At 58.9% G+C, this 25,186-nt stretch carries 23 protein-coding genes; 22 read left to right on the top strand and 1 reads right to left on the bottom strand.

Annotated elements, in window-relative coordinates; genetic code table 11:
• Positions 1-198: 198 nt before the first annotated feature.
• Positions 199-1,554: a TRZ/ATZ family hydrolase gene (locus RCI20_RS09305; protein ID WP_306604660.1), complete on the bottom strand. Its 1,356-nt coding sequence runs from the start codon at positions 1,552-1,554 to the stop codon at positions 199-201.
• A gap of 89 nt (positions 1,555-1,643) precedes the next feature.
• Between RCI20_RS09305 and gyrA the strand changes: the two genes are divergently transcribed.
• From gyrA to ppa, 22 genes are all read left to right on the top strand, one after another.
• Positions 1,644-4,316, top strand: coding sequence for a DNA gyrase subunit A (gene gyrA / locus RCI20_RS09300; protein ID WP_306604658.1), 2,673 nt, complete (start codon positions 1,644-1,646; stop codon positions 4,314-4,316).
• Positions 4,316-5,401, top strand: a complete 1,086-nt coding sequence (gene serC / locus RCI20_RS09295) for a 3-phosphoserine/phosphohydroxythreonine transaminase (RefSeq protein ID WP_306604656.1) — start codon at positions 4,316-4,318, stop codon at positions 5,399-5,401. Before gyrA ends, serC begins: the two co-directional genes overlap by 1 nt.
• A 4-nt stretch (positions 5,402-5,405) precedes the next feature.
• On the top strand, positions 5,406-6,497 hold the full coding sequence (gene pheA, locus RCI20_RS09290) for a prephenate dehydratase (RefSeq protein ID WP_306604655.1): 1,092 nt from the start codon (positions 5,406-5,408) through the stop codon (positions 6,495-6,497).
• 9 nt (positions 6,498-6,506) lie between these two features.
• Positions 6,507-7,595 carry a histidinol-phosphate transaminase gene (gene hisC, locus RCI20_RS09285; protein ID WP_306604652.1) on the top strand — a complete coding sequence of 363 codons (1,089 nt, stop codon included), beginning with the start codon at positions 6,507-6,509 and terminating at the stop codon, positions 7,593-7,595.
• A complete protein-coding gene (locus RCI20_RS09280) occupies positions 7,596-8,486 on the top strand; it encodes a prephenate dehydrogenase/arogenate dehydrogenase family protein (RefSeq protein ID WP_306604651.1) in 891 nt (296 codons plus the stop codon).
• Positions 8,486-9,322 carry a DNA ligase gene (locus tag RCI20_RS09275; RefSeq protein WP_306604650.1) on the top strand — a complete coding sequence of 279 codons (837 nt, stop codon included), beginning with the start codon at positions 8,486-8,488 and terminating at the stop codon, positions 9,320-9,322. Before RCI20_RS09280 ends, RCI20_RS09275 begins: the two co-directional genes overlap by 1 nt.
• Before the next feature lie 50 nt (positions 9,323-9,372).
• Positions 9,373-10,455: a dTDP-glucose 4,6-dehydratase gene (gene rfbB / locus RCI20_RS09270; RefSeq protein WP_306604648.1), complete on the top strand. Its 1,083-nt coding sequence runs from the start codon at positions 9,373-9,375 to the stop codon at positions 10,453-10,455.
• A complete protein-coding gene (gene rfbA / locus RCI20_RS09265) occupies positions 10,452-11,336 on the top strand; it encodes a glucose-1-phosphate thymidylyltransferase RfbA (protein ID WP_306604646.1) in 885 nt (294 codons plus the stop codon). The genes rfbB and rfbA overlap by 4 nt, the downstream gene beginning before the upstream one ends.
• Complete coding sequence (gene rfbC, locus RCI20_RS09260; protein ID WP_306604644.1) at positions 11,336-11,875, top strand: dTDP-4-dehydrorhamnose 3,5-epimerase; 540 nt, start codon at positions 11,336-11,338, stop codon at positions 11,873-11,875. Before rfbA ends, rfbC begins: the two co-directional genes overlap by 1 nt.
• A 78-nt stretch (positions 11,876-11,953) precedes the next feature.
• The gene (locus tag RCI20_RS09255; RefSeq protein WP_306604642.1) at positions 11,954-12,895 is read left to right on the top strand and encodes an NAD-dependent epimerase/dehydratase family protein; all 942 of its coding nucleotides are present in this window, start codon (positions 11,954-11,956) and stop codon (positions 12,893-12,895) included.
• Between the two features lie 8 nt (positions 12,896-12,903).
• Positions 12,904-13,452 carry a sugar transferase gene (locus RCI20_RS09250; protein ID WP_306604639.1) on the top strand — a complete coding sequence of 183 codons (549 nt, stop codon included), beginning with the start codon at positions 12,904-12,906 and terminating at the stop codon, positions 13,450-13,452.
• Positions 13,453-13,529: 77 nt separating this feature from the next.
• On the top strand, positions 13,530-15,344 hold the full coding sequence (locus RCI20_RS09245; RefSeq protein WP_306604637.1) for a nucleoside-diphosphate sugar epimerase/dehydratase: 1,815 nt from the start codon (positions 13,530-13,532) through the stop codon (positions 15,342-15,344).
• Positions 15,345-15,389: 45 nt separating this feature from the next.
• On the top strand, positions 15,390-17,351 hold the full coding sequence (locus RCI20_RS09240; protein ID WP_306604635.1) for a bifunctional 3-phosphoshikimate 1-carboxyvinyltransferase/cytidylate kinase: 1,962 nt from the start codon (positions 15,390-15,392) through the stop codon (positions 17,349-17,351).
• 129 nt (positions 17,352-17,480) lie between these two features.
• On the top strand, positions 17,481-19,157 hold the full coding sequence (gene rpsA / locus RCI20_RS09235; protein ID WP_306604633.1) for a 30S ribosomal protein S1: 1,677 nt from the start codon (positions 17,481-17,483) through the stop codon (positions 19,155-19,157).
• 12 nt (positions 19,158-19,169) lie between these two features.
• The gene (locus RCI20_RS09230) at positions 19,170-19,454 is read left to right on the top strand and encodes an integration host factor subunit beta (protein ID WP_076092768.1); all 285 of its coding nucleotides are present in this window, start codon (positions 19,170-19,172) and stop codon (positions 19,452-19,454) included.
• A gap of 69 nt (positions 19,455-19,523) precedes the next feature.
• Positions 19,524-19,805: a lipopolysaccharide assembly LapA domain-containing protein gene (locus tag RCI20_RS09225; RefSeq protein WP_306604630.1), complete on the top strand. Its 282-nt coding sequence runs from the start codon at positions 19,524-19,526 to the stop codon at positions 19,803-19,805.
• A complete protein-coding gene (gene lapB / locus RCI20_RS09220) occupies positions 19,802-20,974 on the top strand; it encodes a lipopolysaccharide assembly protein LapB (protein WP_306604628.1) in 1,173 nt (390 codons plus the stop codon). The genes RCI20_RS09225 and lapB overlap by 4 nt, the downstream gene beginning before the upstream one ends.
• A 7-nt stretch (positions 20,975-20,981) precedes the next feature.
• Positions 20,982-21,908 carry a D-glycero-beta-D-manno-heptose-7-phosphate kinase gene (gene rfaE1, locus RCI20_RS09215; RefSeq protein WP_306604626.1) on the top strand — a complete coding sequence of 309 codons (927 nt, stop codon included), beginning with the start codon at positions 20,982-20,984 and terminating at the stop codon, positions 21,906-21,908.
• Positions 21,909-21,918: 10 nt separating this feature from the next.
• Positions 21,919-22,917 carry an ADP-glyceromanno-heptose 6-epimerase gene (rfaD, locus tag RCI20_RS09210; protein WP_306604624.1) on the top strand — a complete coding sequence of 333 codons (999 nt, stop codon included), beginning with the start codon at positions 21,919-21,921 and terminating at the stop codon, positions 22,915-22,917.
• Positions 22,910-23,809 (top strand): cysteine synthase CysM, encoded by a 900-nt coding sequence (gene cysM, locus RCI20_RS09205; protein WP_306604622.1) that lies wholly within the window; start codon positions 22,910-22,912, stop codon positions 23,807-23,809. The genes rfaD and cysM overlap by 8 nt, the downstream gene beginning before the upstream one ends.
• Positions 23,806-24,591, top strand: coding sequence for a 3'-5' exonuclease (locus tag RCI20_RS09200; RefSeq protein WP_306604620.1), 786 nt, complete (start codon positions 23,806-23,808; stop codon positions 24,589-24,591). The genes cysM and RCI20_RS09200 overlap by 4 nt, the downstream gene beginning before the upstream one ends.
• A 60-nt stretch (positions 24,592-24,651) precedes the next feature.
• Positions 24,652-25,185: an inorganic diphosphatase gene (gene ppa / locus RCI20_RS09195; protein ID WP_306604618.1), complete on the top strand. Its 534-nt coding sequence runs from the start codon at positions 24,652-24,654 to the stop codon at positions 25,183-25,185.
• Position 25,186 lies beyond the last annotated feature (1 nt).

Genomic DNA, 25,186 nt, shown 5'->3' with positions numbered 1-25,186 from the left:
GTCCAGTAGCCGGTACGCCAGCACAGGTCGAAGCCGCTCTTGGCGACAACGTCACGCTGGTCGATCACATAAACGCGCTCTTGGGCAACGGCGGAAAAACCGATACCAGCGAGCAGGGCGATAGCCAGAGCCTTCTTTGCAATATTTTTAGTCATTGTGTTCCCTCGTTGAAGAGATTGTTAAATTCGATGATTCGCATCAGGTGGATTTGGCACCAATACAAACTTCCAATCTATTTTGCCATAGTGCTGTAGATGACTCCAAGTGAATATCGCTGCCTGTCAGCAAAGTGTTGTTGTCCAAGCAACACTGTCCGGCAATCCAGACGTGACTTACCTTCTCCCGTCCGGCAACATAAACGAGATGGGATATTGGGTCGAAGCAGGGCATGCAATCACTTTCGCTCAGCGAAACTGCGCATAGATCGGCTGACTTTCCCGGGGTGATTGATCCCGTAATTTGCTCCAAACCTAGTGCCCGTGCGCCATTCAGCGTGGCCATGCGCAATACTTCGCTGGCTGGCAGGGTGCTGGCATCTCCACTCAAGCCTTTGGCCAGTAGTGCGGCCAGTCGCATTTCCCAGAACATGTCGAGTCGATTGTTGCTCGCGGCGCCATCGGTGCCGAGGCCGATGTTGATGCCGGCGCGTTGCATTTCTGCAACACGAGCAAAGCCGCTGGCAAGTTTCAGGTTGGAACTGGGGCAGTGGGCGATGCTGCAGTTTGCGGCGGCCAGAGCGGCAATTTCATCATCTTCCAGATGAACGGCATGTACGCCAATGAATTCGGGGCCGATCATGCCCAGGGCGCTGAGGCGAGCGAGGGGGCGTTGTCCGTGCTGCTTCAGGCTGTCTTCGATTTCCTGTTTTGTCTCGTGGATGTGGCAATGAATCGGCAGGCCCAGTTGTTCGGCGAGCGTCGCCATGCGTTGAAAGCTGCGATCCGAGACGGTGTATGGGGCATGTGGTGCCAGGCAGAAGCTGATTAGCGGGTTGTGGCTGCAAGCTTCCCGGGCGGCAATTCCCTTGGCAATGTAGTCGTCGGCATCGTTGGCGTAGTTGGTGGGGAACTCCAGCGCAGTGATGCCGATAGCGGCGCGCATGCCGAATTCGCAGGCAGCCTGAGCGGCTGCCTGCGGGAAGAAATACATGTCGTTGAAGCAGGTAATGCCGCCACGCAACATTTCGGCGCAGGCCAGTCGTGTTCCGTCAAGCACAAACTGGTTTGAAACCAGCGCGGCTTCGGCCGGCCAGATATGTTGTTGCAGCCATTCCATCAGCGGCAGGTCGTCGGCGATGCCGCGCATCAGTGACATCGCGGCGTGGGTATGCAGGTTGATCAGTCCGGGGATCAGGATGTGCTGGTTTAGTGTTTTGCGGGTGGTCGGGTGGTAGCGGTTGCGTGCTTCGGTCACTGGCAGAATGGCCAGGATTATCCCGTTGTTTACTGCGACGGCATGGTTTTTCAGGACTTGATTGGTGTCGACCGTAGCAATCCAGCGAGCTTCAATCAGTAAGTCAATATTTTCGGGTGTCGGTGTCATGGAAATGGGCATCGGTTCGCCGTGGGTGGCATGTTAAAATAACAAATTACACCTGCTTCAACCAAACAAAGCGCCAAAGTAACGGCGCGGATACAAGAGACATGGACCAATTCGCCAAAGAAACTCTGCCGATCAGCCTCGAAGACGAGATGCGGCGTTCCTATCTCGATTACGCGATGAGCGTGATTGTCGGCCGGGCGCTGCCGGATGCGCGCGACGGCCTGAAACCAGTGCATCGTCGCGTCCTGTTCGCAATGCACGAGCTGAATAACGACTGGAACAAGGCCTACAAGAAATCGGCGCGTATCGTCGGTGACGTGATCGGTAAATATCACCCGCATGGCGACACGGCAGTGTACGACACCATCGTGCGTATGGCGCAGGACTTCTCATTGCGCTACATGCTGGTCGATGGTCAGGGCAACTTCGGTTCGGTCGATGGCGACAATGCGGCCGCGATGCGTTACACCGAAGTGCGCATGGCCAAGATTGGCCATCAGTTGCTGGAAGACCTGGACAAGGAAACGGTTGACTTCGGGCCGAACTACGACGGTTCGGAGCATGAGCCGCTGGTCATGCCGGCACGCATTCCCAATCTGCTGATCAATGGATCGTCCGGTATCGCGGTAGGTATGGCGACCAATATTCCGCCGCACAACCTGAATGAGGTCGTCGCCGGTTGTCTGGCCATGCTGGAAAATCCGGCCATCACGATCGATGAACTGATCGAATACATTCCTGCACCCGACTTCCCGACCTCCGCACTGATTTACGGCGTGATGGGCGTACGCGAAGGTTACAAGACCGGTCGCGGCCGCGTCATCATGCGCGCCCGGACGCATTTCGAGGATATGGAAAAGAGCAATGGTCGGCAGGCGCTGATCGTTGATGAAATTCCCTACCAGGTTAACAAGAAGTCGCTGATCGAAAAGATCGCCGAGCTGGTTAACGAGAAGAAGATCGAAGGCATTTCCGATATTCGCGACGAGTCGGACAAGTCCGGCATGCGCATCGTTATCGAACTGAAGCGCGGCGAAGTCGGCGAAGTGATCCTTAACAACCTGTACAAACAGACGCAGTTGCAGGACACCTTCGGCATGAACATGGTGGCGCTGGTCGATGGCCAGCCGCGCCTGCTCAACCTGAAGCAGATGCTCGAATGCTTCCTGTCGCATCGGCGCGAAGTCGTCACGCGGCGTACGGTTTATGAATTGCGCAAGGCGCGCGAACGCGGCCATATCCTTGAAGGTCTGGCCGTTGCGCTGTCCAACGTCGATGAAATCATCGCGCTGATCAAGGCCGCGCCGACGCCGCCGGATGCCAAGCGCAGCCTGATGGGCCGCCAATGGCGCAGCCCGGTGGTTGAGGAAATGCTGGTGCGGGCCGCGTCAGACGCCTCGCGTCCGGATGGTCTGGCGCCGGAATTCGGTTTGTCCGACCAGGGCTATCGTCTGTCCGATGCGCAGGCGCAGGCCATTCTCGAACTGCGTCTGCAGCGCCTGACCGGTCTGGAACAGGACAAGATCGTCAGTGAATACAAGGATGTGATGGCCAAGATTCTCGACTTGCTCGATATCCTGGCGCGTCCTGAGCGCATTACCGAAATCATCGTTGGCGAACTGACCGCGATCCGTGATCAATTCGGCGACGACCGCCGTTCCGAAATCGTGCTGCACACGCAGGAACTGGGCATCGAAGATTTCATCACGCCGCAGGACATGGTCGTCACGCTGTCGCACGGCGGCTACGTCAAGGCCCAGCCGTTGGCCGACTATCGTGCCCAGAAGCGCGGCGGGCGCGGCAAGCAGGCAGCGGCGATCAAGGACGAGGATTTCGTCGATCACCTGTTCGTCGCCAACACCCACGATTACATTCTGTGTTTCTCGAATCGTGGCCGTTGCTACTGGCTCAAGGTTTACGAAGCGCCGCAGGGCAGCCGGACCAGTCGCGGCAAGCCGATCGTCAATCTCTTCCCGCTGGAAGAGGGCGAACGGATCAATGCCGTGTTGCCGGTCAAGGAATTCGTCGAAGACAAGTTCATCTTCATGGCCACCCGCGCCGGTACGGTCAAGAAAACGCCGTTGTCCGACTTCTCCAACCCGCGCAAGGCCGGCATTATAGCGGTCGACCTGCTCGATGACGATATTTTGATCGGCGTCGAACTGACCACCGGGCAGAGCGACATCGTGCTGGTGTCGAACGCCGGCAAGGCCGTGTGGTTCGACGAAGAGGACGTGCGTCCGATGGGCCGTGGCGCCCGCGGCGTGCGCGGCATGAAGTTGCAGGAAGGTCAGACCGTGATTTCCCTGCTGGTTGCCGAATCGGATCAGCAAACCGTGCTGGTGGCGACCGAAAACGGTTTCGGCAAGCGCACCGTGCTGGCCGACTTCCGTCACTCCGGACGCGGCACACAGGGCGTCAAGGCGATTGCCGACAGTGAGCGCAACGGTGTGGTGATCGGTGCCAAGCTGGTTGATGACAATGACGAAGTCATGCTAATCACTACCGGCGGTGTGCTGATTCGTACCCGGGTTTCGGAAATTCGCGGCATGGGCCGCGCCACGCAGGGCGTCACGCTGATTTCGCTCGACGAAGGTGAAAAGCTGGCCGGTCTGGAAAAGGTTGCTGAATCGGTGGTCGAGGCTGACGCAGAAATCGAAGGCGAACTCGCCGATGGCGAAACGCCGGTCGCCGATCAGTCAGCATCTGGCGAAGTGGCCGGTGATGACAATGTGAGTAATGATGAGGGCAATGACGAGGGAGGGGCCGCCTGATGAGTCGAATCTGGAATTTCAGCGCCGGTCCGGCTGCGCTTCCTGAAGAAGTCCTCAAGCAGGCGCAGGAAGAAATCCTCGACTGGCATGGCGCCGGTTGCAGCGTGATGGAGATGAGCCATCGCGGCAAGGAATTCATGTCCATCCTGGCCCAGGCCGAAGCCGACCTGCGCGAGTTGATGGGCATTCCCGAGCAGTACAAGGTGCTCTTCCTGCAGGGCGGTGCGACGCAGCAGTTCGCGCAGATTCCGATGAACCTGCTGGCCGGTCGTTCGGCCGACTACATCGTCACCGGTTCGTGGTCGAAGAAGGCCGTCAAGGAAGCGCAACGCATCGGTAACGTCCGCGTTGCGGCAACGACCGAGGCAAGCAACTTCACCCGCCTGCCGACCGCCGAGGAAATCAAGCTCGATCCGTTTGCCGCCTATCTGCACGTTTGTACCAACGAGACCATTCATGGCGTCGAGATTCCTGCCGAGCGCATCGCTGACACCGGCGTGCCGCTGGTTGCCGACATGTCGTCGCACATCCTGTCGCGGCCGGTCAATGTCGAGAAATTCGGCCTGATCTATGCCGGCGCCCAGAAGAACATCGGCCCGTCCGGCGTGACGCTGGTGATCATTCACCGCGATCTGCTCGGCATGGCGCCGTTGACCATCCCGACCGTGATGGACTACGCGGTGATGGCCGAGAACGACTCGATGCTGAACACGCCGCCGACCTACGGTATCTATATTGCCGGCCTGGTTTTCCAGTGGCTGAAGAAGCAGGGCGGTCTGGCCGGCATTGATGCGGTCAACGCCGAAAAAGCACGGATTTTGTACGAGTGCATCGATCAGTCCGGTAGTTTCTACACCAACCCGGTCGATCCGGATTGCCGTTCGCGGATGAACGTGCCTTTCGTGCTGGCCGATGCCGGACTGGATGCCGCCTTCCTGGCCGATGCCAAGGCGGCTGGTGTGCTTGGTCTGAAGGGCCACAAGTCAGTTGGCGGCATGCGCGCCTCGATCTACAACGCGGTATCTCTGGCCGCAGTGACCGCGCTGGTCGAGTTCATGAACGATTTCGCCAAACGCAAGGGTTGACCGCATGAGTGATGATCTTTCGCAGGCACTGGCCGGCGTGCGCGCCGATATTGACCGCATCGACGGTGAAATTCTCCGCCTGCTCAATGAGCGCGCCCGCTGTGCGCAACGCGTCGGCGAGATCAAGGCCAAGTTTGGCGACGCCGGTTTCATCTACCGTCCGGAACGCGAAGCGCAGGTGCTGCGCCGCTTGCAGGACGCCAACCCCGGCCCGTTGCCGGGCGAGAACATCACCTTCTTTTTCCGCGAGGTGATGTCGGCCTGTCTGTCGCTCGAACAGCCGCTCGGTATTGCCTATCTCGGGCCGCTCGGCTCGTTTACCGGCAGTGCCGCGACCAAGCATTTCGGTCATGCCGCCAATTTGTTGCCGCAGGCGTCAATTGACGATGTTTTCCGCGAAGTCGAATCGGGGCATGCGCATTATGCTGTTGCGCCGGTCGAGAATTCGACGGAAGGTGCAGTTGGCCGGACAATGGATCTGCTGCTGTCGACGCCGCTGAAAATCTGCGGTGAAGTCGTCTTGCGTATCCATCAGAATCTGCTGTCCAACGAGACCGATCTGGGGCGAATCACCAAGATTTACTCGCATGCCCAGTCGCTGGCGCAATGCCATGAATGGTTGAATCACAACCTGCCCGGTGTGCCGCGCATTTCGGTAGCCAGCAATTCGCTGGCAGCGCAAATGGCGGCTGAAGAGCCCGGTGTCGCGGCAATCGCCGGTGAGGCTGCCGCCGAGCGTTTCAAACTGCCGAAGCTGGTTGCGAACATCGAAGACGAGCCGAACAATACGACCCGTTTCCTGATCCTTGGCAAACACGATGCCGGTCCGTCCGGGCGTGACAAGACTTCCCTGATCATGTCTGCGCCGAACCGTACCGGCGCCTTGCACGAATTGTTGCTGCCGCTGTCCACGGCGGGCGTTTCGATGTGCCGCCTGGAGTCACGGCCGGCACGCAACGCCTTGTGGGAATATGTTTTCTACGTCGATATCGAAGGCCATCGCGACGATCCGGCGGTGAAGGCCGCGCTGGAAAAACTGGCGGGCTATGCGGCCTATCTGAAAATCCTCGGGTCCTACCCGGTTGCCGTTTACTGAGAATTTGCCATGTCGCTTGCTGAACACGCTTTATCCTACGTCCGCGCCATTTCGCCGTATCAGCCGGGCAAGCCGATGACCGAACTGGCCCGCGAAATGGGTATTCCGGTCGAGAATATCCTCAAGCTCGCGTCCAATGAAAACCCGCTGGGCATGAGCCCGAAAGCCAAAAAAGCCGTCGAGGCGGCGATCAGCGGGGTGGAGCGTTATCCCGATCAGTTCGAATTGATTGCCAAGGTCGCCGAACGGGCCGGTGTGGCCCAGAATCAGGTCGTGCTCGGCAATGGGTCGAATGACGTGCTCGACCTGATCGCCCGGGTTTTCCTGGCGCCCGGTCGTTCGGCGGTGTTCGCCCAGCATGCCTTTGCGGTTTATCCGCTGGCCACGCTGTCGACCGGTGCCGAGCTGATTTCGACGCCGGCCAAGAATTACGGCCACGATCTCGCTGCGATGCTGGCGGCCATTCGTCCGGACACGCGCATCGTCTGGATTGCCAACCCGAACAACCCGACTGGCAATTTCCTGCCATACCCGGAAGTCCGCGCCTTCCTGGAAGCGGTGCCGAAGGATGTCGTGGTCGTGCTGGACGAGGCTTACAACGAATATATCTCGCCCGACGAGCGGGTCGATACGGCATCCTGGATCAAGGATTTCCCCAATCTCGTGGTCTGCCGCACCTTCTCGAAAATTTACGGGTTGGCCGGTCTGCGCGTCGGTTACGCGCTGGCTTCCGGTGAAATCGCCGATCTGATGAATCGCGTACGCCAGCCGTTCAACGTCAATAATCTGGCGATTGCCGGCGCGCTGGCGGCACTCGATGACCATGAATTCCTGAACGCCAGTTACGAACTGAATTGTCGCGGCATGGTGCAGCTGGTTGCCGGCCTGCAGGCCCTTGGTCTGGAATACATCCCGTCGCACGGCAATTTCGTCACCTTCAAGGTTGGCGACGCTGCGACGGTTAACCAGAAATTGCTCAAGCAAGGTGTCATCGTTCGCCCGATCGGCGGTTACGGTCTGCCCGATTGGTTGCGCGTGACCATCGGCTCGGCACCGGAAAATGCCCGTTTCCTCGACGCACTGGGGAAGGCGCTGTAAATGGACGACGCGACGCCTGAATTCGGCAAGATCGTCGTTTTCGGTACCGGTCTGATTGGCGGTTCGTTTGCCATGGCCTTGCGGGAAGCGGGTGCCGTTGAGGAAGTCGTCGGTTTCGGCCGTACGCCGGCTACCTTGCGTGTGGCGCAGGAGCTGGGCGTCATCGACCGTGCCGGGATCAATCCGGCACACGAAATCGGCGATGCCGACATTGTGTTGGTCGCCACGCCGGTCGCGCAGATGCCGGAAATCTTTGCCCGCATTGCGCCTTATCTGGGGCCGAATACCATCGTCACCGATGGCGGTTCGACCAAGGGTGACGTGGTCGCCGCAGCGCGTGCCGCGTTCAAGGGCCATATCGGCAAATTCGTGCCGGCGCACCCGATTGCCGGTGCCGAGAACAGCGGTCCGTCAGCCGCGCGCGGTGATTTGTACAAGGGGCGCAAAGTTGTCGTTACGCCGCTGCCGGAAAATAACGACGAGCGCCTGGATCGCGTCAAACGCGCCTGGTCGTTGTGCGGTGCCGATATTTACGAACTGACGCCGGAAATGCATGACCGGGTTTTCGCCGCCGTCAGCCATCTGCCGCATTTGCTTTCGTTTGCTTTGGTGCATGACCTGGCCGTGCGTCCCGATGCCGACCTGTTCTTCACCTTTGCCGCGTCGGGTTTCCGCGATTTCACGCGGATTGCCGCCAGCCATCCGGAAATGTGGCGCGATATCTGTCTGGCCAACCGCAGTGCATTGCTCGGTGAACTGGACAGTTACCGGGCGCAACTCGACGAATTGCGCAGTGCCCTGGCTGATAACGATGGCGAGCGCCTGGAAGACATTTTCGGCATTGCCCGTCAGGCCCGCCGGGAGTGGGGCGGCAAGGGCGGCGGTCTCTGATGCGCTGCTGGCGCGGGCTGCTGGTCGGGCTTGCGTTGTGTTTTTCGCTATTGCCGACATGGGCTGCGCCGCCGGATATCCTGCTGGCCAATGTCTATCGCGACGATATCGACGTTGCGCAATACCTGGTCAGCGAAAAGCTCGATGGTGTGCGTGCCATCTGGAATGGCAAGACGCTGGTTTTCCGCAGTGGATACCCAATCGACGCACCTCGCTGGTTTCTCGATGGCTTGCCCGATCAGGCGCTCGATGGTGAGCTCTGGCTGGGGCGGGGCAACTTTGAGCGACTGTCCGGCATCGTTCGGCGCACCACGCCGATTGACGACGAATGGCGGCAAGTCCGCTACATGATTTTCGAATTGCCGGGTGCGCCGGGAAGCTTCACTGAGCGTGCTGAACGGATGCGGCAGATCGTTGATCAGGCGAATGTGCCCTGGCTATCGGCAATTCCCCAGATTTCTAGCGTCGACCGCAATATTTTGCAAAAAATGCTTGCCGAGACGCTGCAAGCTGGCGGAGAAGGCCTGATGCTGCACCGGGCCGCTGCGCTTTATAGCAGCGGGCGCAGCGATGATTTGCTGAAGCTCAAGCCCTGGCTGGATGCCGAAGCCATCGTCGTGGCGCATCTGCCCGGTAAGGGCAAATACGCCGGCCAGCTGGGCGCCTTGCGCGTGCAGATGCCCGATGGCCGGACGTTCCGGCTGGGCACCGGATTGACCGATGCCCAACGACGTAATCCGCCGGCACTGGGCTGTACGGTGACCTATCGATATCGCGAATTGACGACGCGCGGTTTGCCCCGATTCGCCAGTTTTTTACGTATACGTCAGGAATAACAGTCAGTTGCGATAAAATGTCGGACTTTCGACAATCTTGGTGCTCTGGCATGATTTTAGTTACCGGCGGTGCCGGCTTCATCGGCAGCAATTTCGTACTTGACTGGATTGCTCAATCCGATGAGCCGGTCATTAACCTTGATGTGCTGACCTACGCAGGCAATCGCGAAAATCTCGCTACGCTCGACAACAATCCGCGCCATGTTTTTGTCCAGGGCGACATTGGCGATAGTGAACTGGTTGCCCGACTGCTGGCCGAACACCAGCCGCGCGCCGTGATCAATTTTGCCGCCGAGTCGCACGTTGACCGCAGCATTCATGGCCCGGAAGATTTCATCCAGACCAATATCGTCGGCACCTTCCGTTTGCTTGAAGCCGTGCGTGCTTATTACGGTCAACTGCCGGAAAGCGGCAAAAATGCTTTTCGCTTCCTGCACGTGTCGACCGACGAAGTGTATGGCTCGCTGACCAAGGACGCCCCGGCATTCACCGAAAGCCACCGCTACGAGCCGAACAGCCCGTATTCGGCCAGCAAGGCCGCATCCGACCATCTGGTACGCGCTTATCACCACACCTACGGCTTGCCGGTGCTGACGACTAATTGCTCGAACAATTACGGCCCTTATCACTTCCCGGAAAAGCTGATCCCGTTGTGCATCCTCAACGCCCTGGCCGGCAAGCCCTTGCCGATCTACGGCGATGGTCAACAAATCCGCGACTGGCTCTACGTCAAGGATCATTGCAGCGCCATTCGCCGCGTGCTGGAAGCAGGGCGGCTCGGCGAGGTGTACAACGTCGGTGGCTGGAATGAAATGCCCAACCTTGATGTGGTGCATACGCTGTGCGCCATTCTCGACGAACTCAGTCCGCGCGCCGACGGCCAGCCTTACAAGACGCAGATTACCTACGTCACCGATCGGCCCGGCCACGACCGCCGTTACGCCATTGATGCCAGCAAGCTGGAGCGCGAACTGGGCTGGAAGCCGGCTGAAACTTTCGCCACCGGTATTCGCAAGACCGTCCAGTGGTATCTGGACAATCAACCCTGGGTGAGCAACGTGACCAGCGGTGCCTATCGCGACTGGCTGGGCAAGCAGTATGGAACAAACGAAGCGCGCGGAGAAAAACAATGACACAACGCAAAGGCATCATCCTGGCCGGCGGTTCCGGCACCCGGCTTTATCCGGTCACGCTGGCAGTTTCCAAACAACTGTTGCCGATCCACGACAAGCCGATGATCTACTATCCGCTGACCACGCTGATGCTGGCCGGGATTCGCGACATCCTGATCATCTCGACGCCGCAGGACACGCCGCGTTTCCAGCAATTGCTCGGCGACGGTGCCCAATGGGGACTGAATCTGCAATACGCCATCCAGCCATCGCCCGATGGCCTGGCTCAGGCCTTCATCATCGGTCGCGACTTCATCGGTAACGGTGATTCAGCCCTCGTGCTGGGCGACAATATTTTTTACGGCCACGAATTTGCCAACGATCTCGGCAAGGCCGGCGAGCAGCAAAGCGGTGCCACGGTATTCGCCTACCATGTGCACGATCCAGAACGTTACGGCGTGGTCGAATTCGACGCGCAGGGCAGGGCGATCAGCCTGGAAGAAAAGCCCTTGGTGCCGAAGTCTCACTATGCGGTCACCGGGCTGTATTTCTACGACAATCAGGTGCTCGATTTCGCCCGCGATCTCAAGCCATCGCCGCGCGGCGAACTGGAAATTACCGACGTCAACCGGATTTACCTCGAACGTGATGAACTCAATGTCCAGGTCATGGGCCGCGGCCATGCCTGGCTCGATACCGGAACGCACGAAAGCTTGCTCGATGCCAGCCAGTTCATCGCCACCATCGAAAAGCGGCAGGGGCTGAAGGTGGCTTGTCCGGAAGAAATTGCCTATCGCAAGGGCTGGGTCGACGCCGCGCAACTGGAACAACTGGCCCAGCCCATGCTGAAAAATCCGTATGGGCAATATCTGCTCGGCTTGCTCAAGGAAAGGGTTTTCTGATGAACGTGATTACGACGGCAATTCCTGATGTATTGATCATTGAGCCGCGAGTGTTCGGTGACGAGCGCGGCTTTTTCTTCGAAAGCTTCAACCAGCAGGCATTCAATGCAGCAGTCGGGCAGGCCATCGACTTCGTTCAGGATAACCATTCGAAATCGAGCAAGGGGGTTCTGCGCGGCCTGCATTACCAACTGGCGCCGAAAGCCCAGGGCAAACTGGTGCGCGTGGTGCAGGGCGCGGTATTCGATGTTGCGGTCGACATCCGTAAAGGCTCAAAAACCTATGGTCAGTGGGTCGGCGAAATCCTGTCGGCGGAAAACAAGAAACAATTGTGGATACCCGCCGGTTTGGCCCACGGCTTCCTGACCTTGAGCGATACGGCCGAATTCTTGTACAAGACGACGGATTACTATTCGCCCGAGCATGAGCGCTGCATACGCTGGGATGATGCGGATCTGAATATCCAGTGGCCCGATGCCGGGGTGCCGCAGCTTTCCGCCAAAGACATGAATGGCAGTCGATTCGCTGAATGCGACTGATTATTCAGATGTTCGGCTGACTTGCTGCATGTCCGGTTTTGAGCGGTCGGCTGTGTTGGCTTTTGGGGCAGGTTTGCCGTGGATCTGATTTCTGGAGGCTCGGGATTCATCGGTGCCCGTCTGCATCGCCGATTGCTGGCAGTGGGGCGGGAGTGCCGCTTGCTGTCCTGTCGTCCGGATGCTTCAGGTAGAACTGTATTGACCGATCCCGCCGCCTTGTCTGTGGCTTGCGCCGGTGTGGATCGTCTCTTTCACTGCGCCGGTCATGCGCACGCCTTTTCTTCCCGTTCCGCCGAGGATACGGCCAGGCACTGGCAGGTCAATTTCGACGGTACACGCAATCTGGTCGAGGCCGCCGGGCAGGCCGGCGTGCGCAAGTTTGTTTTTCTTTCCAGCGTCAAGGCGATGGCCGAGCCCGGCGAGGCCATGGTCGATGAGGATTTTCCAGGCGTGCCGGAAACGGCCTATGGTCAAGCCAAGGCCGCGGCCGAGGCGGCGGTGCTTGAGGCGGGCAGGCGTTATGGCATGCATGTCGTTAATCTGCGTTTGGCCATGGTTTATGGCGCAGGTGGCCGGGGGAATCTCGAGCGCATGGGACGGCTGGTCCGACGTGGCTGGTTTCCGCCGTTGCCGGATACCGGCAATCATCGCTCCCTGGTTCATGTCGATGACGTGCTCTCGGCCATGACGCTGGTGGCCGACGATGTTCGGGCAGCCGGCAAGACCTATATTGTGGCGCATCATGAGGCGCCGTCCGGGCGGACCTTGTTTGACGCATTGCGTGCTGCGCAGGGCTTGCCGCCTTGTCGCTGGACAGTACCGGAATTCTTGTTGCAATTGCTGGCACGTGCGGGGGATGCGCTAGCCCCGTTGGCCGGGCGACGCTTCCCGTTCGACAGTGAAGTGCTGGCGCGTTTGCTGCAGTCAGCCTGGTATTCGCCAGCGCGCATTCAACGGGAGCTGGGGTGGCAGGCCCGGATTGGGGTGACCGCAGGTTTGACCGAGATGCTGAAAAAATGAAACGCTGCATGGATTTTTTGCTGGCCGTGGTGGCGGGGGCGATTTTGATCGTGCCGTTACTGCTGGTCGCCATTGCGGTTCGCCTGACCTCTGCCGGGCCGGCGCTTTACTGGTCGGATCGGGTCGGACGGCATAACCGGATTTTCAAGATGCCCAAGTTTCGCAGCATGCGCATCGGCACGCCGGCGGTAGCCACACATTTGCTGACCAATCCCGACGCCTGTCTGACGCCAATCGGTTCTTTCCTGCGTCGTTCCAGTCTCGACGAATTGCCGCAGTTGTGGAGCATCCTGGTCGGTGACATGAGTTTCGTCGGTCCGCGCCCGGCTTTGTTCAATCAGGATGACTTGATTGCCCTGCGTACCGAGCAGGGCGTTCACGAATTGCTGCCAGGGCTTACCGGTTGGGCGCAAATCAATGGTCGGGATGAGTTGCCCATTCCCGAGAAAGTCAAACTGGATGCGGAGTATCTAGTGCGACGTTCATTGCACTTCGATCTCTGGATAATCTGGCTGACTTTTGTCAAAGTGCTGCGTCGTGATGGTGTATCTCATTGAAATTGCATCCGGCAGGTTAGAATAAAGGGTTTTGATCGTTCGCCGATCTGTTGTCGAATATTTCCGGAACGCGCTGCATGACGAATCCACGCACCCTGGCTGCTTTTCTCCACGATCTGGTCGCGGCGGGTTTGGCGTGGATGCTGGCTTTCTGGTTGCGCTTCAATTTCGATTTGCCGCCCGAGTTTGCCGCCTCGGCCACCCGTTCCCTGGTCTGGATTGTCCCGCTGTTCGGTATCCTCTTTTTTACCTTCGGTTTGTATCGTGGTCTTTGGCGTTTTGCCAGTTTGTCCGATTTGCAGCATTTGATTTATGCCGTGGTTTCGGGCGCCGTATTGACGCTCGTCGCCGTGGTTTTTTTGCGACTCGAAGGCATTCCGCGTTCCGTGTTGGTCATGCATCCCATGTTGCTGGCCTTGATGATGGGGGGGAGCCGCTTTGCCTATCGGAGCTGGAAAGAGCATCGACTTTATGGTCCGACCAAAATGCGCGGACAGCCGGTGCTGGTTCTTGGCGCGGGTGAGGCTGCTGATTCTTTATTGCGGGAATTGCATCGCAGCGGCTTGTGGTATGCCGTAGCAGTCGTCAGCAAGGATCCCGCCAACAAAGGGCGTCGCCTGCGTGGCTTGCCGGTTTTTGGGCCGTTGCAGATCATTCCCGACCTGGCGCAAAAATATTCGGTGCAGCACGTCATTATGGCCATGCCTGCCTCGACGACGCTGGAGCGTCGGCAAGCAGCCGAGATCGCCTCGGCTGCCGGTCTGACGGTCATGACAATGCCGTCGTACGATGATTTGCTGGCTGGTCGGGTCTCGGTATCGAGCATCCGACGGGTTGAGCTGGAGGATTTGCTTGGGCGCGATGCCGTGGCCTTGGATCAGGATGGTTTGCATGAGTTGCTGACTGATCGGGTGGTGCTGGTCAGCGGTGCAGGCGGATCGATCGGTGCCGAGTTGTGCCGGCAAATCGCGCGTTTTTCTCCAACCCGCTTGGTCTTGCTGGAAACATCCGAGTTTGCCCTTTACCAGATCGACGAAGATTTGGCGCACACCTTTCCGGGGATCGTGCGCAGTTGCTGGGCGGGTGACGTCAGGGATAACGAGCGTGTCGCCGAGTTGTTGGCGGCAGAGCGACCGGATGTCATTTTTCACGCAGCGGCTTACAAGCATGTACCTTTGATGGAGTATGCCAATGCCTGGCAGGCGGTGCGGACCAATGCTTTTGGTACCTTGACTCTGGCCAGGGCTGCCCAGAAGGCCGGGGTCGACAAATTCGTCCTGATCTCGACCGACAAGGCGGTTAATCCGACGAATGTCATGGGGGCAAGCAAGCGACTTGCCGAACGCTTGTGTCGTTCGATCCAGAATGAAGGCAAGACGCGATTCGTGACCGTCCGTTTTGGTAATGTGCTGGGTAGCAATGGCAGCGTGATTCCCAAGTTCCGCGAACAAATTGCCCGCGGTGGCCCGGTGACCGTAACGCATCCCGATATCGTCCGGTTTTTCATGACCATTCCGGAAGCTGCCCAATTGGTGCTGCAGGCGGGATGGATGGGGCAGGGCGGCGAAATTTTTGTACTCGACATGGGTGAACCGGTCAAGATTGTTGATCTGGCCCGCGACATGATCCGGCTTTCCGGTTTTTCCGAAGAAGAAATTCGCCTGGAGTTTCCGGGTTTGCGTCCAGGCGAGAAGCTGTTTGAAGAACTACTGGCCGATGGTGAGACAGCCTTGGCGACGCCACACCCCAAGCTGCGTATTGCCAAACAGACGGACAAGATGAGTGATGCCGAATTTGCCGAGTTGCAGGCTTGGTTGCTGCCGAAGGTAAAGGATTTTTCCGAGGTCAGGGTCGGTCTGAAGCGTTTTGTTCCCGAATATGTCAATCCCTGAGGCAGTGGGCGGCCAGGTGCCCGATAACCCAGAACGGAGTTTTCCTTGAGTCTTGAGTTCCTCGATCTTCCCCAACTGATTTCGGCTGCCGGCACGGTTCGTCTGCCTGGCTCGAAAAGCATTTCCAATCGCGTGTTGTTGCTGGCCGCGCTGGCCGATGGCGAGACCGAAGTGCGTGATCTGCTGGCCTCCGATGATACGGAGCGCATGCTCGATGCCTTGAAAGTGCTCGGGGTTGGTGTGGTTTCGCTGGGTGGCGAGAATTGGCGGATCACCGGCTGTGCCGGGCATTTTCCGGTGCGCCAGGCGGAACTGTTTCTCGGTAATGCCGGGACGGCCTTCCGTCCGCTGACGGCGGCGCTGGCACTGGCCGGTGGTGACTACGTACTGAAGGGCGTGGCCCGGATGCATGAGCGGCCGATTGGCGATCTGGTCGATGGCCTGCGCCAGCTTGGCGCCGATGTGACTTATCTTGGCAACGACGGCTACCCGCCCTTGCACCTGAGGCCGGCGACGATCCGTCCGGACGGCGTGGTCAGTGTGCGCGGCGATGTCTCCAGCCAGTTTCTGACCGGTCTGCTGATGGCCTTGCCGCTGACCGGGCAGACAGTTGCGGTCGACGTCATTGGCGAGCTGATTTCCAAACCCTATATCGAGATTACGCTGGCCATCATGGCCCGCTTCGGCGTGACCGTCGAGCGTGAGGGCTGGCAGCGCTTTACCGTGCGTGCCGGCAGCCGCTATGTGTCGCCGGGTACCGTTTATGTCGAGGGTGATGCCTCGTCGGCTTCCTATTTTCTCGCGCTCGGTGCCATCGGTGGCGGACCGGTGCGGGTTGAAGGCGTCGGTCGCGATTCGATCCAGGGTGATGTCAAATTTGCCGAGGCGCTGGCCCGGATGGGCGCCGTCATCGAAACCGGGCCGAACTGGATGGAGGCTCGCGCACCGCAGGGCGGCCTGGTTGCTGTCGACCTCGATTGCAATCACATTCCCGACGCAGCGATGACGCTGGCCACGGCCGCGTTGTTCGCCAAAGGCACGACGACGTTGCGCAATATCGCCAGTTGGCGGGTCAAGGAAACCGACCGCATCGCGGCCATGGCCACCGAACTCCGCAAGATCGGTATCGAGGTCGAGGAGGGTGCAGATTTCATCAAAATCACCCCGTCGACCGCACCCGACCGGAAGTCCCCTTGCGGGATCAGACCTGCTGCCATCGATACCTACGATGATCACCGCATGGCGATGTGCTTCTCGCTCGCGGCATTCGCCACGCCATTGCGCATCAACGATCCGAAGTGTGTGGCCAAGACCTTCCCGGATTATTTCGAACGTTTTGCGACCGTGACCCGAATTGCACCAGTCATCGCCATTGACGGGCCATCGGCGTCGGGCAAGGGCACGGTGGCGGCACGGGTCGCCGCTGCGCTGGGTTATGCCTATCTCGACTCTGGCGCGCTGTACCGGTTGACCGCACTCGCTGCGCAGCGAGCCGGCGTGGCGTGGACCGACGAAGCGCAAGTTGCTGTAATTGCCGCGGCGCTCGATGTCGTCTTTTCCGAGAGTGATATCCGGCTGAATGGCGAGTTGGTGGGCGATGCCATCCGCACCGAAGACATCTCGGCGGGGGCCTCGCAGGTCGCCGCTCTGCCAGCCGTGCGCGATGCCTTGTTGTTCCGACAGCGGGTCTTCAACACTGCGCCTGGTCTGGTGGGTGATGGGCGTGACATGGGGTCGGTCATCTTTCCGCAGGCCAAGCTCAAGGTTTTTCTCACGGCCAGTGCTGAAGTGCGTGCTGAGCGTCGCTATAACCAGTTGATCGACAAAGGTTTCTCTGCTAATCTCCCGCACCTTCTATCTGATCTGCAGCAACGTGACGCGCGAGATTCGCAGCGCAGCGTGGCGCCGCTCAGGCAGGAGGCAGATGCCAGGTTGCTCGATACGTCGCATCTCACCATCGAACAGGCGGTGAAACAGGTGCTGGATTGGGTCGTGGAAGTATTGTAAGAAACAGTGGTAAATGAAGTCGTAGCAAGGCGTTGCCGGCCATGGGGCTGGTAACTTGTTTGTAACCTGGGTTGTTAACCCCTAACCCGCTGCGGGTCGTTTGATTCGTGGCAAGGAACTCGCTCCGTAATGGAATCTTTTGCTCAACTATTTGAAGAATCCCTGGCTCGCCAGGAAATGCGTCAAGGCGAAGTCATCACTGCAGAAGTGGTGCTCATCGATCACAACTTCGTTGTGGTCAATGCCGGCCTGAAATCTGAATCCTACGTTCCCGTAGAAGAATTCCTGAACGACCAGGGTGAAGTTGAAGTCGCCGTTGGCGATTTCGTCCAGGTCGCCATCGAAATGCTGGAAGACGGCTACGGCTCGACCCGCCTGTCTCGCGATCGCGCCAAGCGCATCGCCTCCTGGAACTTCCTGGAGCAGGCCCTGAATGATGGCGCGCTGGTCAGCGGCACCATCACCGGCAAGGTCAAGGGCGGTCTGACCGTCATGTCCAACGGCGTCCGTGCTTTCCTCCCGGGCTCGCTGGTCGACATGCGTCCGGTCAAGGACACTACCCCGTACGAAGGCAAGACCCTTGAGTTCAAGGTCATCAAGCTCGATCGCAAGCGCAACAACGTCGTCCTGTCCCGCCGTGCCGTTCTCGAAGCGACCGCCGACAAGGATCGCGAAAAGCTCATGGAGAACCTCAAGGAAGGTTCCACCGTCAAGGGTATCGTCAAGAACATCACCGATTACGGTGCATTCGTCGATCTGGGCGGCATCGATGGTCTGCTGCACATCACCGACCTGGCCTGGCGCCGTGTCCGTCACCCGAGCGAAGTGCTCAACGTTGGTGACGAAGTTACCGCCAAGATCCTCAAGTTCGACGCCGAGAAGAACCGCGTCTCCCTGGGCATGAAGCAACTGGGCGATGATCCGTGGGTCGGTATCGGCCGCCGCTATCCGGCAGGCACCCGCCTGTTCGGCAAGGTCACCAACCTGACCGATTACGGTGGTTTCGTCGAAATCGAACAGGGCATCGAAGGTCTGGTGCACGTGTCCGAAATGGACTGGACCAACAAGAACGTCCATCCGTCCAAGGTTGTTTCCCTGGGCGACGAAGTTGAAGTCATGATCCTGGAAATCGACGAAGAACGTCGTCGTATCTCCCTGGGCATGAAGCAGTGCCAGGCTAATCCTTGGGACGACTTCGCGATGAACCACAAGAAGGGTGACAAGGTTAAGGGCGCCATCAAGTCGATTACCGACTTCGGCATCTTCATCGGTCTGCCTGGTGGTATCGATGGTCTGGTTCACCTGTCCGACCTGTCCTGGTCTGCCACCGGCGAAGAAGCCATCCGCAACTTCAAGAAGGGCGATGAAGTCGAAGCTCTGGTCCTCGGTATCGATGTCGAGAAGGAACGCATTTCCCTCGGTATCAAGCAGATGGATGGCGACCCGTACGCCAACTTCATTGCGACCCACGAGAAGAACAGCATCGTCCGCGGCATTGTCAAGACGGTTGATGCCCGAGGTGCCGTGGTTCAACTGGATGGCGAGAACGAAGCCTATCTGCGTGCCTCCGAGTTCTCCCGCGAGCGTACCGAAGATTTGTCGCAGCACCTGAAGGTCGGTGATGAAGTCGAAGCGATGATCATCAATGTCGATCGCAAGACTCGTGGTATCAACCTGTCCATCAAGGCTAAGGATCAAGCTGATCAGCATGAAGCGCTGCAGAAGTTCTCTTCTGACTCTTCTGCTGCTACCGGTACGACCAACCTGGGTGCGTTGCTCAAGGCCAAGCTGAATCAGCAAGGCTGATAGGCGTAAAGCATGACCAAATCCGAGCTCATCGCCCGGCTGGCGGAGCGGTTTCCACAGTTGGTAGCGAAGGATGCCGATTTCGCGGTCAAGATGATTCTCGATGCGATGTCCGAAGCGCTGGTGCGCGGAGATCGTATCGAGATCCGCGGATTTGGCAGCTTTGCACTGAACTACCGGCCGCCTCGCGTTGGACGTAATCCCAAATCGGGAGACAAGGTCAGCGTGCCGGCAAAGTGGGTTCCCCACTTCAAAGCCGGCAAGGAACTGCGCGAGCGGGTCGATCAGTCGATCTGAGGCCGGGTTGGCACTATGTGGTAGATTCGGGGCAGTGAAGCTTTTCACTGCCCCTTTTTATTGAATGTCATGACAGCTCTCACCTGGGTCGCAAGGCTCATCATTTTTGTCTTTCTGGTGGTTTTTGCCATGCAGAACACCGCGCTGGTCACCTTGACCCTGGCGCCCGATTATCAGTGGCAGGCACCGTTGGTTATTCTCTTGCTGGCCTTTTTTGCCGGTGGTGCAATTCTAGGGCTCTTGTCGCTACTCGGTATGATCTTTGGTCAGCGCAGGGAGATTTCACGCCTTAAGCGGATGCTTGCCAAGCCGGGAAATGAAGCAATGCCGGTTATCCCTCCGCAACCATGAACGAATTATTCGAATACTGGCAGCTGTTGCTGGTCCCCCTGTTTTTTGCCTTGGGCTGGATGGCTGCGCGGGTCGACATGCGCCAGGTGGTGCATGAGTCGCGCACGCTGCCGCGTTCCTATTTCAAAGGCCTGAATTTCCTGCTCAACGAGCAGCCGGACAAGGCCATCGATTCCTTTCTCGAAGTGGCCAAGGTCGATTCGCAGACGGTTGAATTGCACTTTGCGCTGGGTAATCTGTTCCGCCGTCGAGGTGAAACAGAGCGCGCCATTCGCATGCACCAGAATTTGCTGGAGTTGCCGGAAATTGAGGACAAGCACCGTCTGCTGGCTCTGACCGAACTGGGACAGGATTTTCTCAAGGCTGGCTTGCTTGACCGGGCTGAGGAGATTTTCAACAAGCTGATTGGCACTCCACGCGAGAGCGATGCCAAGGCCTCGTTGCTGGAAATCTATCAAGTCGGCAAGGAGTGGCAGAAGGCCATCGATATCGCCCGTGAATTGCCTGATGTCGCCTCTCATCGGGATATCGCCGAATACTACTGCGAGCTTGCCGCCGGTGAAATCATGCGTTCGCGCAGCGATTCGGCAAGGCAGTATCTCGATGTGGCGATGCAGGAAAATCGAAAATGTGTCCGGGCCAGCATGTTGCTTGGCGATCTGCTGGCGCAGGAGGGTGATCTGGAGGCTGCGATCAAGGTCTGGCAGGGGATAGAGCAGCAGGACCCGGCCTACCTGTCGCTGGTTGCCCAGCGCCTCGTTGAAACCTATCGCAAGCTGGACCGGCGCGCCGAGGGCATCGCGTTGCTTGGCGGTTATCTCGAACATTATCCATCGCTCGATCTGCTTGACGTGGTGTACCAACTGGTTCTTGAGGGCGAAGGCAACGAGGCGGCGTACCGGCTGGTGCGTGCCGAGTTGCAGCGCAATCCAACCCTGCTGGGCCTGGAAAAACTGATCAGTGCCCGTCTGCCGCTTAGTTCGCCGGAAGTCCGGCCGGATCTCGATCTGGCAAAAACCATCGTGCAGGGCTACACGCGCCGCTTGTCCCGTTATCGGTGCAATAATTGCGGCTTCAAGGCGCGCCAGTTCTACTGGCGGTGTCCGGCCTGTGGCGGCTGGGAAACCAACCCGCCGCGCCGTAGCGAAGAATTTGATCAATCCCTGTAGGATTTCAATGCTGGAAAAACTTTCGCAGGTGCGCCTGCTCGTCGTCGGCGATGTGATGCTCGACCGTTACTGGTTCGGTGAGGTCAGTCGCATTTCGCCGGAGGCGCCGGTGCCGGTGGTCAAGGTGACACGCATGGAAGAGCGCCTGGGTGGCGCAGCCAACGTGGCGCGCAACGCGGCGTCGCTGGGCGCACGGACCACCTTGCTGTCGGTCGTCGGGGATGACGAAGCCGGACGTACGCTCGGTCAACTGCTCGCAGAAGGGCAAATTGCCGCCGATTTGCAGGTTGACCGCGAGATCGACACGACGGTCAAGTTGCGGGTGATCGGGCGCCAGCAACAACTGCTGCGCATCGATTTCGAAACCACGCCGTCGCATGAAATTCTCGATGCCAAGCTGGCCGAGTTCGAGCGTCGGCTCACTGACTGCGATATTGTCATTCTGTCCGATTACGGCAAGGGCGGCTTGACCCACATCGCCGAGATGATCCGTCTGGCCCGCGCGGCGGCTAAACCCGTGCTGGTCGACCCGAAGGGCGATGAGTGGGATAAATATGCCGGGGCGACGGTGATTACGCCGAATCGCTCGGAATTGCGCGATGTGGTTGGTCGCTGGTCGTCAGAGGCCGAGATGTTCGCCAAGGCGACCAAGTTGTGCGGCGAGCTCGGCCTGGAAGCCCTGCTGGTCACCCGCAGCGAGGAGGGCATGACGCTCTTCGCCGATGGCCAGACTTTTCATCAGGCAGCGCAGGCCCGCGAGGTCTTCGATGTCTCCGGTGCCGGCGATACCGTCATCGCCACGCTTGCCGTGATGCTTGCTGCCGGTGCCGACTGGGCCGAAGCCATTCGTGTCGCCAATGTTGCTGCCGGCATCGTGGTCGGCAAACTGGGAACCGCCGTTGTGACCCGCGATGAAATCGCGGGTGCCCTGTAAGGAAAAAACCATGTACACAGTCGTTACCGGCGCTGCCGGCTTCATCGGTTCCAATATCGTCAAGGCGCTCAACGAGCGTGGTGTGACGAAGATTATTGCGGTCGACAACCTGAGCAAGGCAGAAAAATTCAAGAACCTGATCGATTGCGAAATTGCCGATTACATCGACAAGCAGGATTTCATCGAGCGCATCCAGGCCGGGCATTTCGACGGCGAGATTGACGCCATCTTCCATGAAGGTGCCTGTTCGGACACCATGGAAACCGATGGCCGCTACATGATGGAGAACAATTACCGCTATTCGTGCATCCTGCTCGACTGGTGTCTCGATCAGGACGTGCAGTTCCTGTACGCCTCCAGCGCGGCAACCTACGGTGCCAGCAATGTGTTCAAGGAAGAGCGTCAGTACGAAGGGCCGCTCAATGTTTACGGCTACTCCAAGTTCCTGTTTGACCAGGTTGTCCGGCAAAAGCTGGCGCAGAATCCGTCGTCGCAGATCGTCGGCTTCCGCTACTTCAACGTCTATGGTCCGCGCGAAACGCACAAGGGGCGCATGGCGTCGGTCGCCTTTCACAACTTCAACCAGTTCCGCGCCGACGGCAAGGTCAAGCTGTTCGAGGGCTCGCACGGTTACGAGAATGGCGGTCAGCAGCGCGATTTCGTTTTCGTCGGCGACGTGGCCAAGGTCAATCTGTTCTTCCTCGACCACCCGGAAAAGTCCGGCATCTTCAATCTCGGCTCCGGTCGGGCGCAGAGCTTCAACGACGTGGCCGTTGCTGCGGTCAACGGTTGCTTGAAGGCCAAAAACGCCGCGCCGCTGACGCTGGCCGAGTTGCGGGCACAGGGTTTGCTCGAATACATCGCCTTCCCCGAGGCGCTGAAAGGCAAATACCAGGCATTCACGCAGGCCGATCTGACCCGTTTGCGCGATGCCGGCTACGTTGCGCCGATGGCCACGGTTGAGGAAGGCGTTTCCCAATATATCGAGTGGCTGAACCGCAATGTATAAAACCCTGCAGGATTTTGTCGGCAATACCCCGCTGGTTCGTCTGCAGCGCATTCCCGGCGTGGACAACGATAAGCGCAACAACGTCATCCTGGCCAAGCTTGAAGGCAACAACCCTGCCGGGTCGGTCAAGGACCGCCCTGCGCTGTCGATGATCGTCCATGCCGAAGCGCGTGGCGACATCAAGCCGGGTGACACGCTGATCGAGGCGACCTCCGGCAACACCGGTATTGCACTGGCGATGGCCGCAGCGATCAAGGGTTACAAGATGATCCTGGTGATGCCGGAAAACCAGAGCATCGAGCGTCGCCAGAGCATGCGCGCCTACGGCGCCGAACTGGTGCTGACGCCGAAGGACGGCGGCATGGAGCTGTGCCGCGATGTTGCCGAAAAAATGCGCAATGAAGGCAAGGGCATCATCCTCGACCAGTTCGCCAACCCGGACAACCCGCGCGCCCACATCGAAGGTACCGGGCCGGAAATCTGGCGCGATACCGATGGCCGGATCACCCATTTCGTCTCCAGTATGGGCACCACCGGGACCATCATGGGTACCTCGGCCTATCTGAAGGCGCAGAATCCGGCGATCCAGATCGTCGGTTGCCAGCCGGAAGACGGCAGCCAGATTCCCGGCATCCGCAAATGGCCGGAAGCCTACCTGCCGAAGATTTACGACAAAACCAATGTCGACCGCATTGAATACGTGTCGCAGGCCGACGCCGAAGCAATGACCCGGCGTCTGGCGACCGAAGAGGGTATCTTCGCCGGCATTTCGTCGGGCGGAGCTTTGGCCGTTGCGCTACGTTTGTCGCAGAGGCTGGAAAACGCCGTGATCGTATCCATCGTCTGCGATCGTGGTGACCGTTACCTGTCGACCGGCGTCTTTCCCGCATGAAGCCTGTCCTGGTGTTTGACATCGAGACGATTCCCGATGTCCCGGGCTTTCGCCGTCTCAATGATCTGCCGGGCGAATTGTCCGATGGCGAGGTGGCCGAGCTGGCTTTTCAGCAGCGGCGGGCCAAGACCGGCAACGACTTCATCCAGTTGCATCTGCAGCGCGTGGTCAGTATCTCCTGTGCGTTGCGCACCAGCGAAGGCTTCAGGGTCTGGTCGCTGGCCGAACCTGAGCTCGACGAAGGCGCCATCATCCAGCGCTTCTTCGACGGTATCGAGAAATTCACACCACAGATCGTCTCGTGGAATGGCAGCGGTTTCGACCTGCCGGTGCTGCACTACCGCGGCATGTTGCATGGCGTCGCCGCGCCGCGCTACTGGGACATGGGCGACGGCGACTACGCCGATTCGCGTGATTTCAAGTGGAACAACTACATCAGCCGCTACCACACCCGGCATCTGGACCTGATGGACTTGCTGGCGCTGTACAACGCCCGGGCGAATGCGCCATTGGATGATCTGGCCAAGCTGTTCGGTTTTCCCGGAAAACTCGGCATGGACGGCAGCAAGGTCTGGGAAGCCTGGCAGGCCGGACAAGCGGCCGACATTCGCGATTACTGCGAAACCGATGTCGTCAATACCTATCTCGTCTACAACCGTTTCCGGCGCATGCGCGGCGAACTGACGGCCGATGAGGAAGTGGCTGAAATCGCTTTCATCAAGGCCCAACTGGGCAAGATCGATGCCGCGCACTGGCGCGAGTTTCTTGCCGCCTGGGGCTGATGACGTCGCCGCAGGGCGCTATAATCTTCTTTTTTCAAACCTAAACGCAGAGAGCTCACGATGTCCCTGAACAACGTTTCTTCCGGTAAGTCCCTGCCTGACGACTTCAACGTCATCATCGAAATCACCGCCAATTCCGATCCGGTCAAGTACGAAGTAGACAAGGAATCCGGCGCCGTTTTCGTCGACCGTTTCCTGGGTACGGCGATGCACTATCCCTGCAACTACGGCTACATCAACAACACCATCGCCGGTGACGGTGATCCGGTCGACGTGCTGGTCGTTACCCCGTTCCCGCTGCCGCCGGGCGTTGTCATCCGCTGCCGTCCGCTCGGCATGCTGGCCATGGAAGACGAAGGCGGCCAGGACGCCAAGCTGCTGGCCGTGCCAGTTTCCAAGCTGACCCCGCTGTACAACGACGTCAAGTCCTTCGAAGACATCCCAGAACTGCTGCGCAAGCAGATCTCCCATTTCTTCGAGCACTACAAGGATCTGGAACCGGGCAAGTGGGTCAAGGTCGTTGGCTGGCAGGGTATCGAAGAAGCCCGCAAGGAAGTCATGGAAGGCGTCGCCCGTTACCAGGCTGCCAAGTAAT

It is taken from the genome of Azonexus sp., from assembly GCF_030824335.1.
GTDB lineage: Bacteria > Pseudomonadota > Gammaproteobacteria > Burkholderiales > Rhodocyclaceae > Azonexus.
The sequence above is the reverse complement of the archived record's forward strand: the minus strand, read 5'-3'. Positions and strand labels throughout refer to the sequence as shown.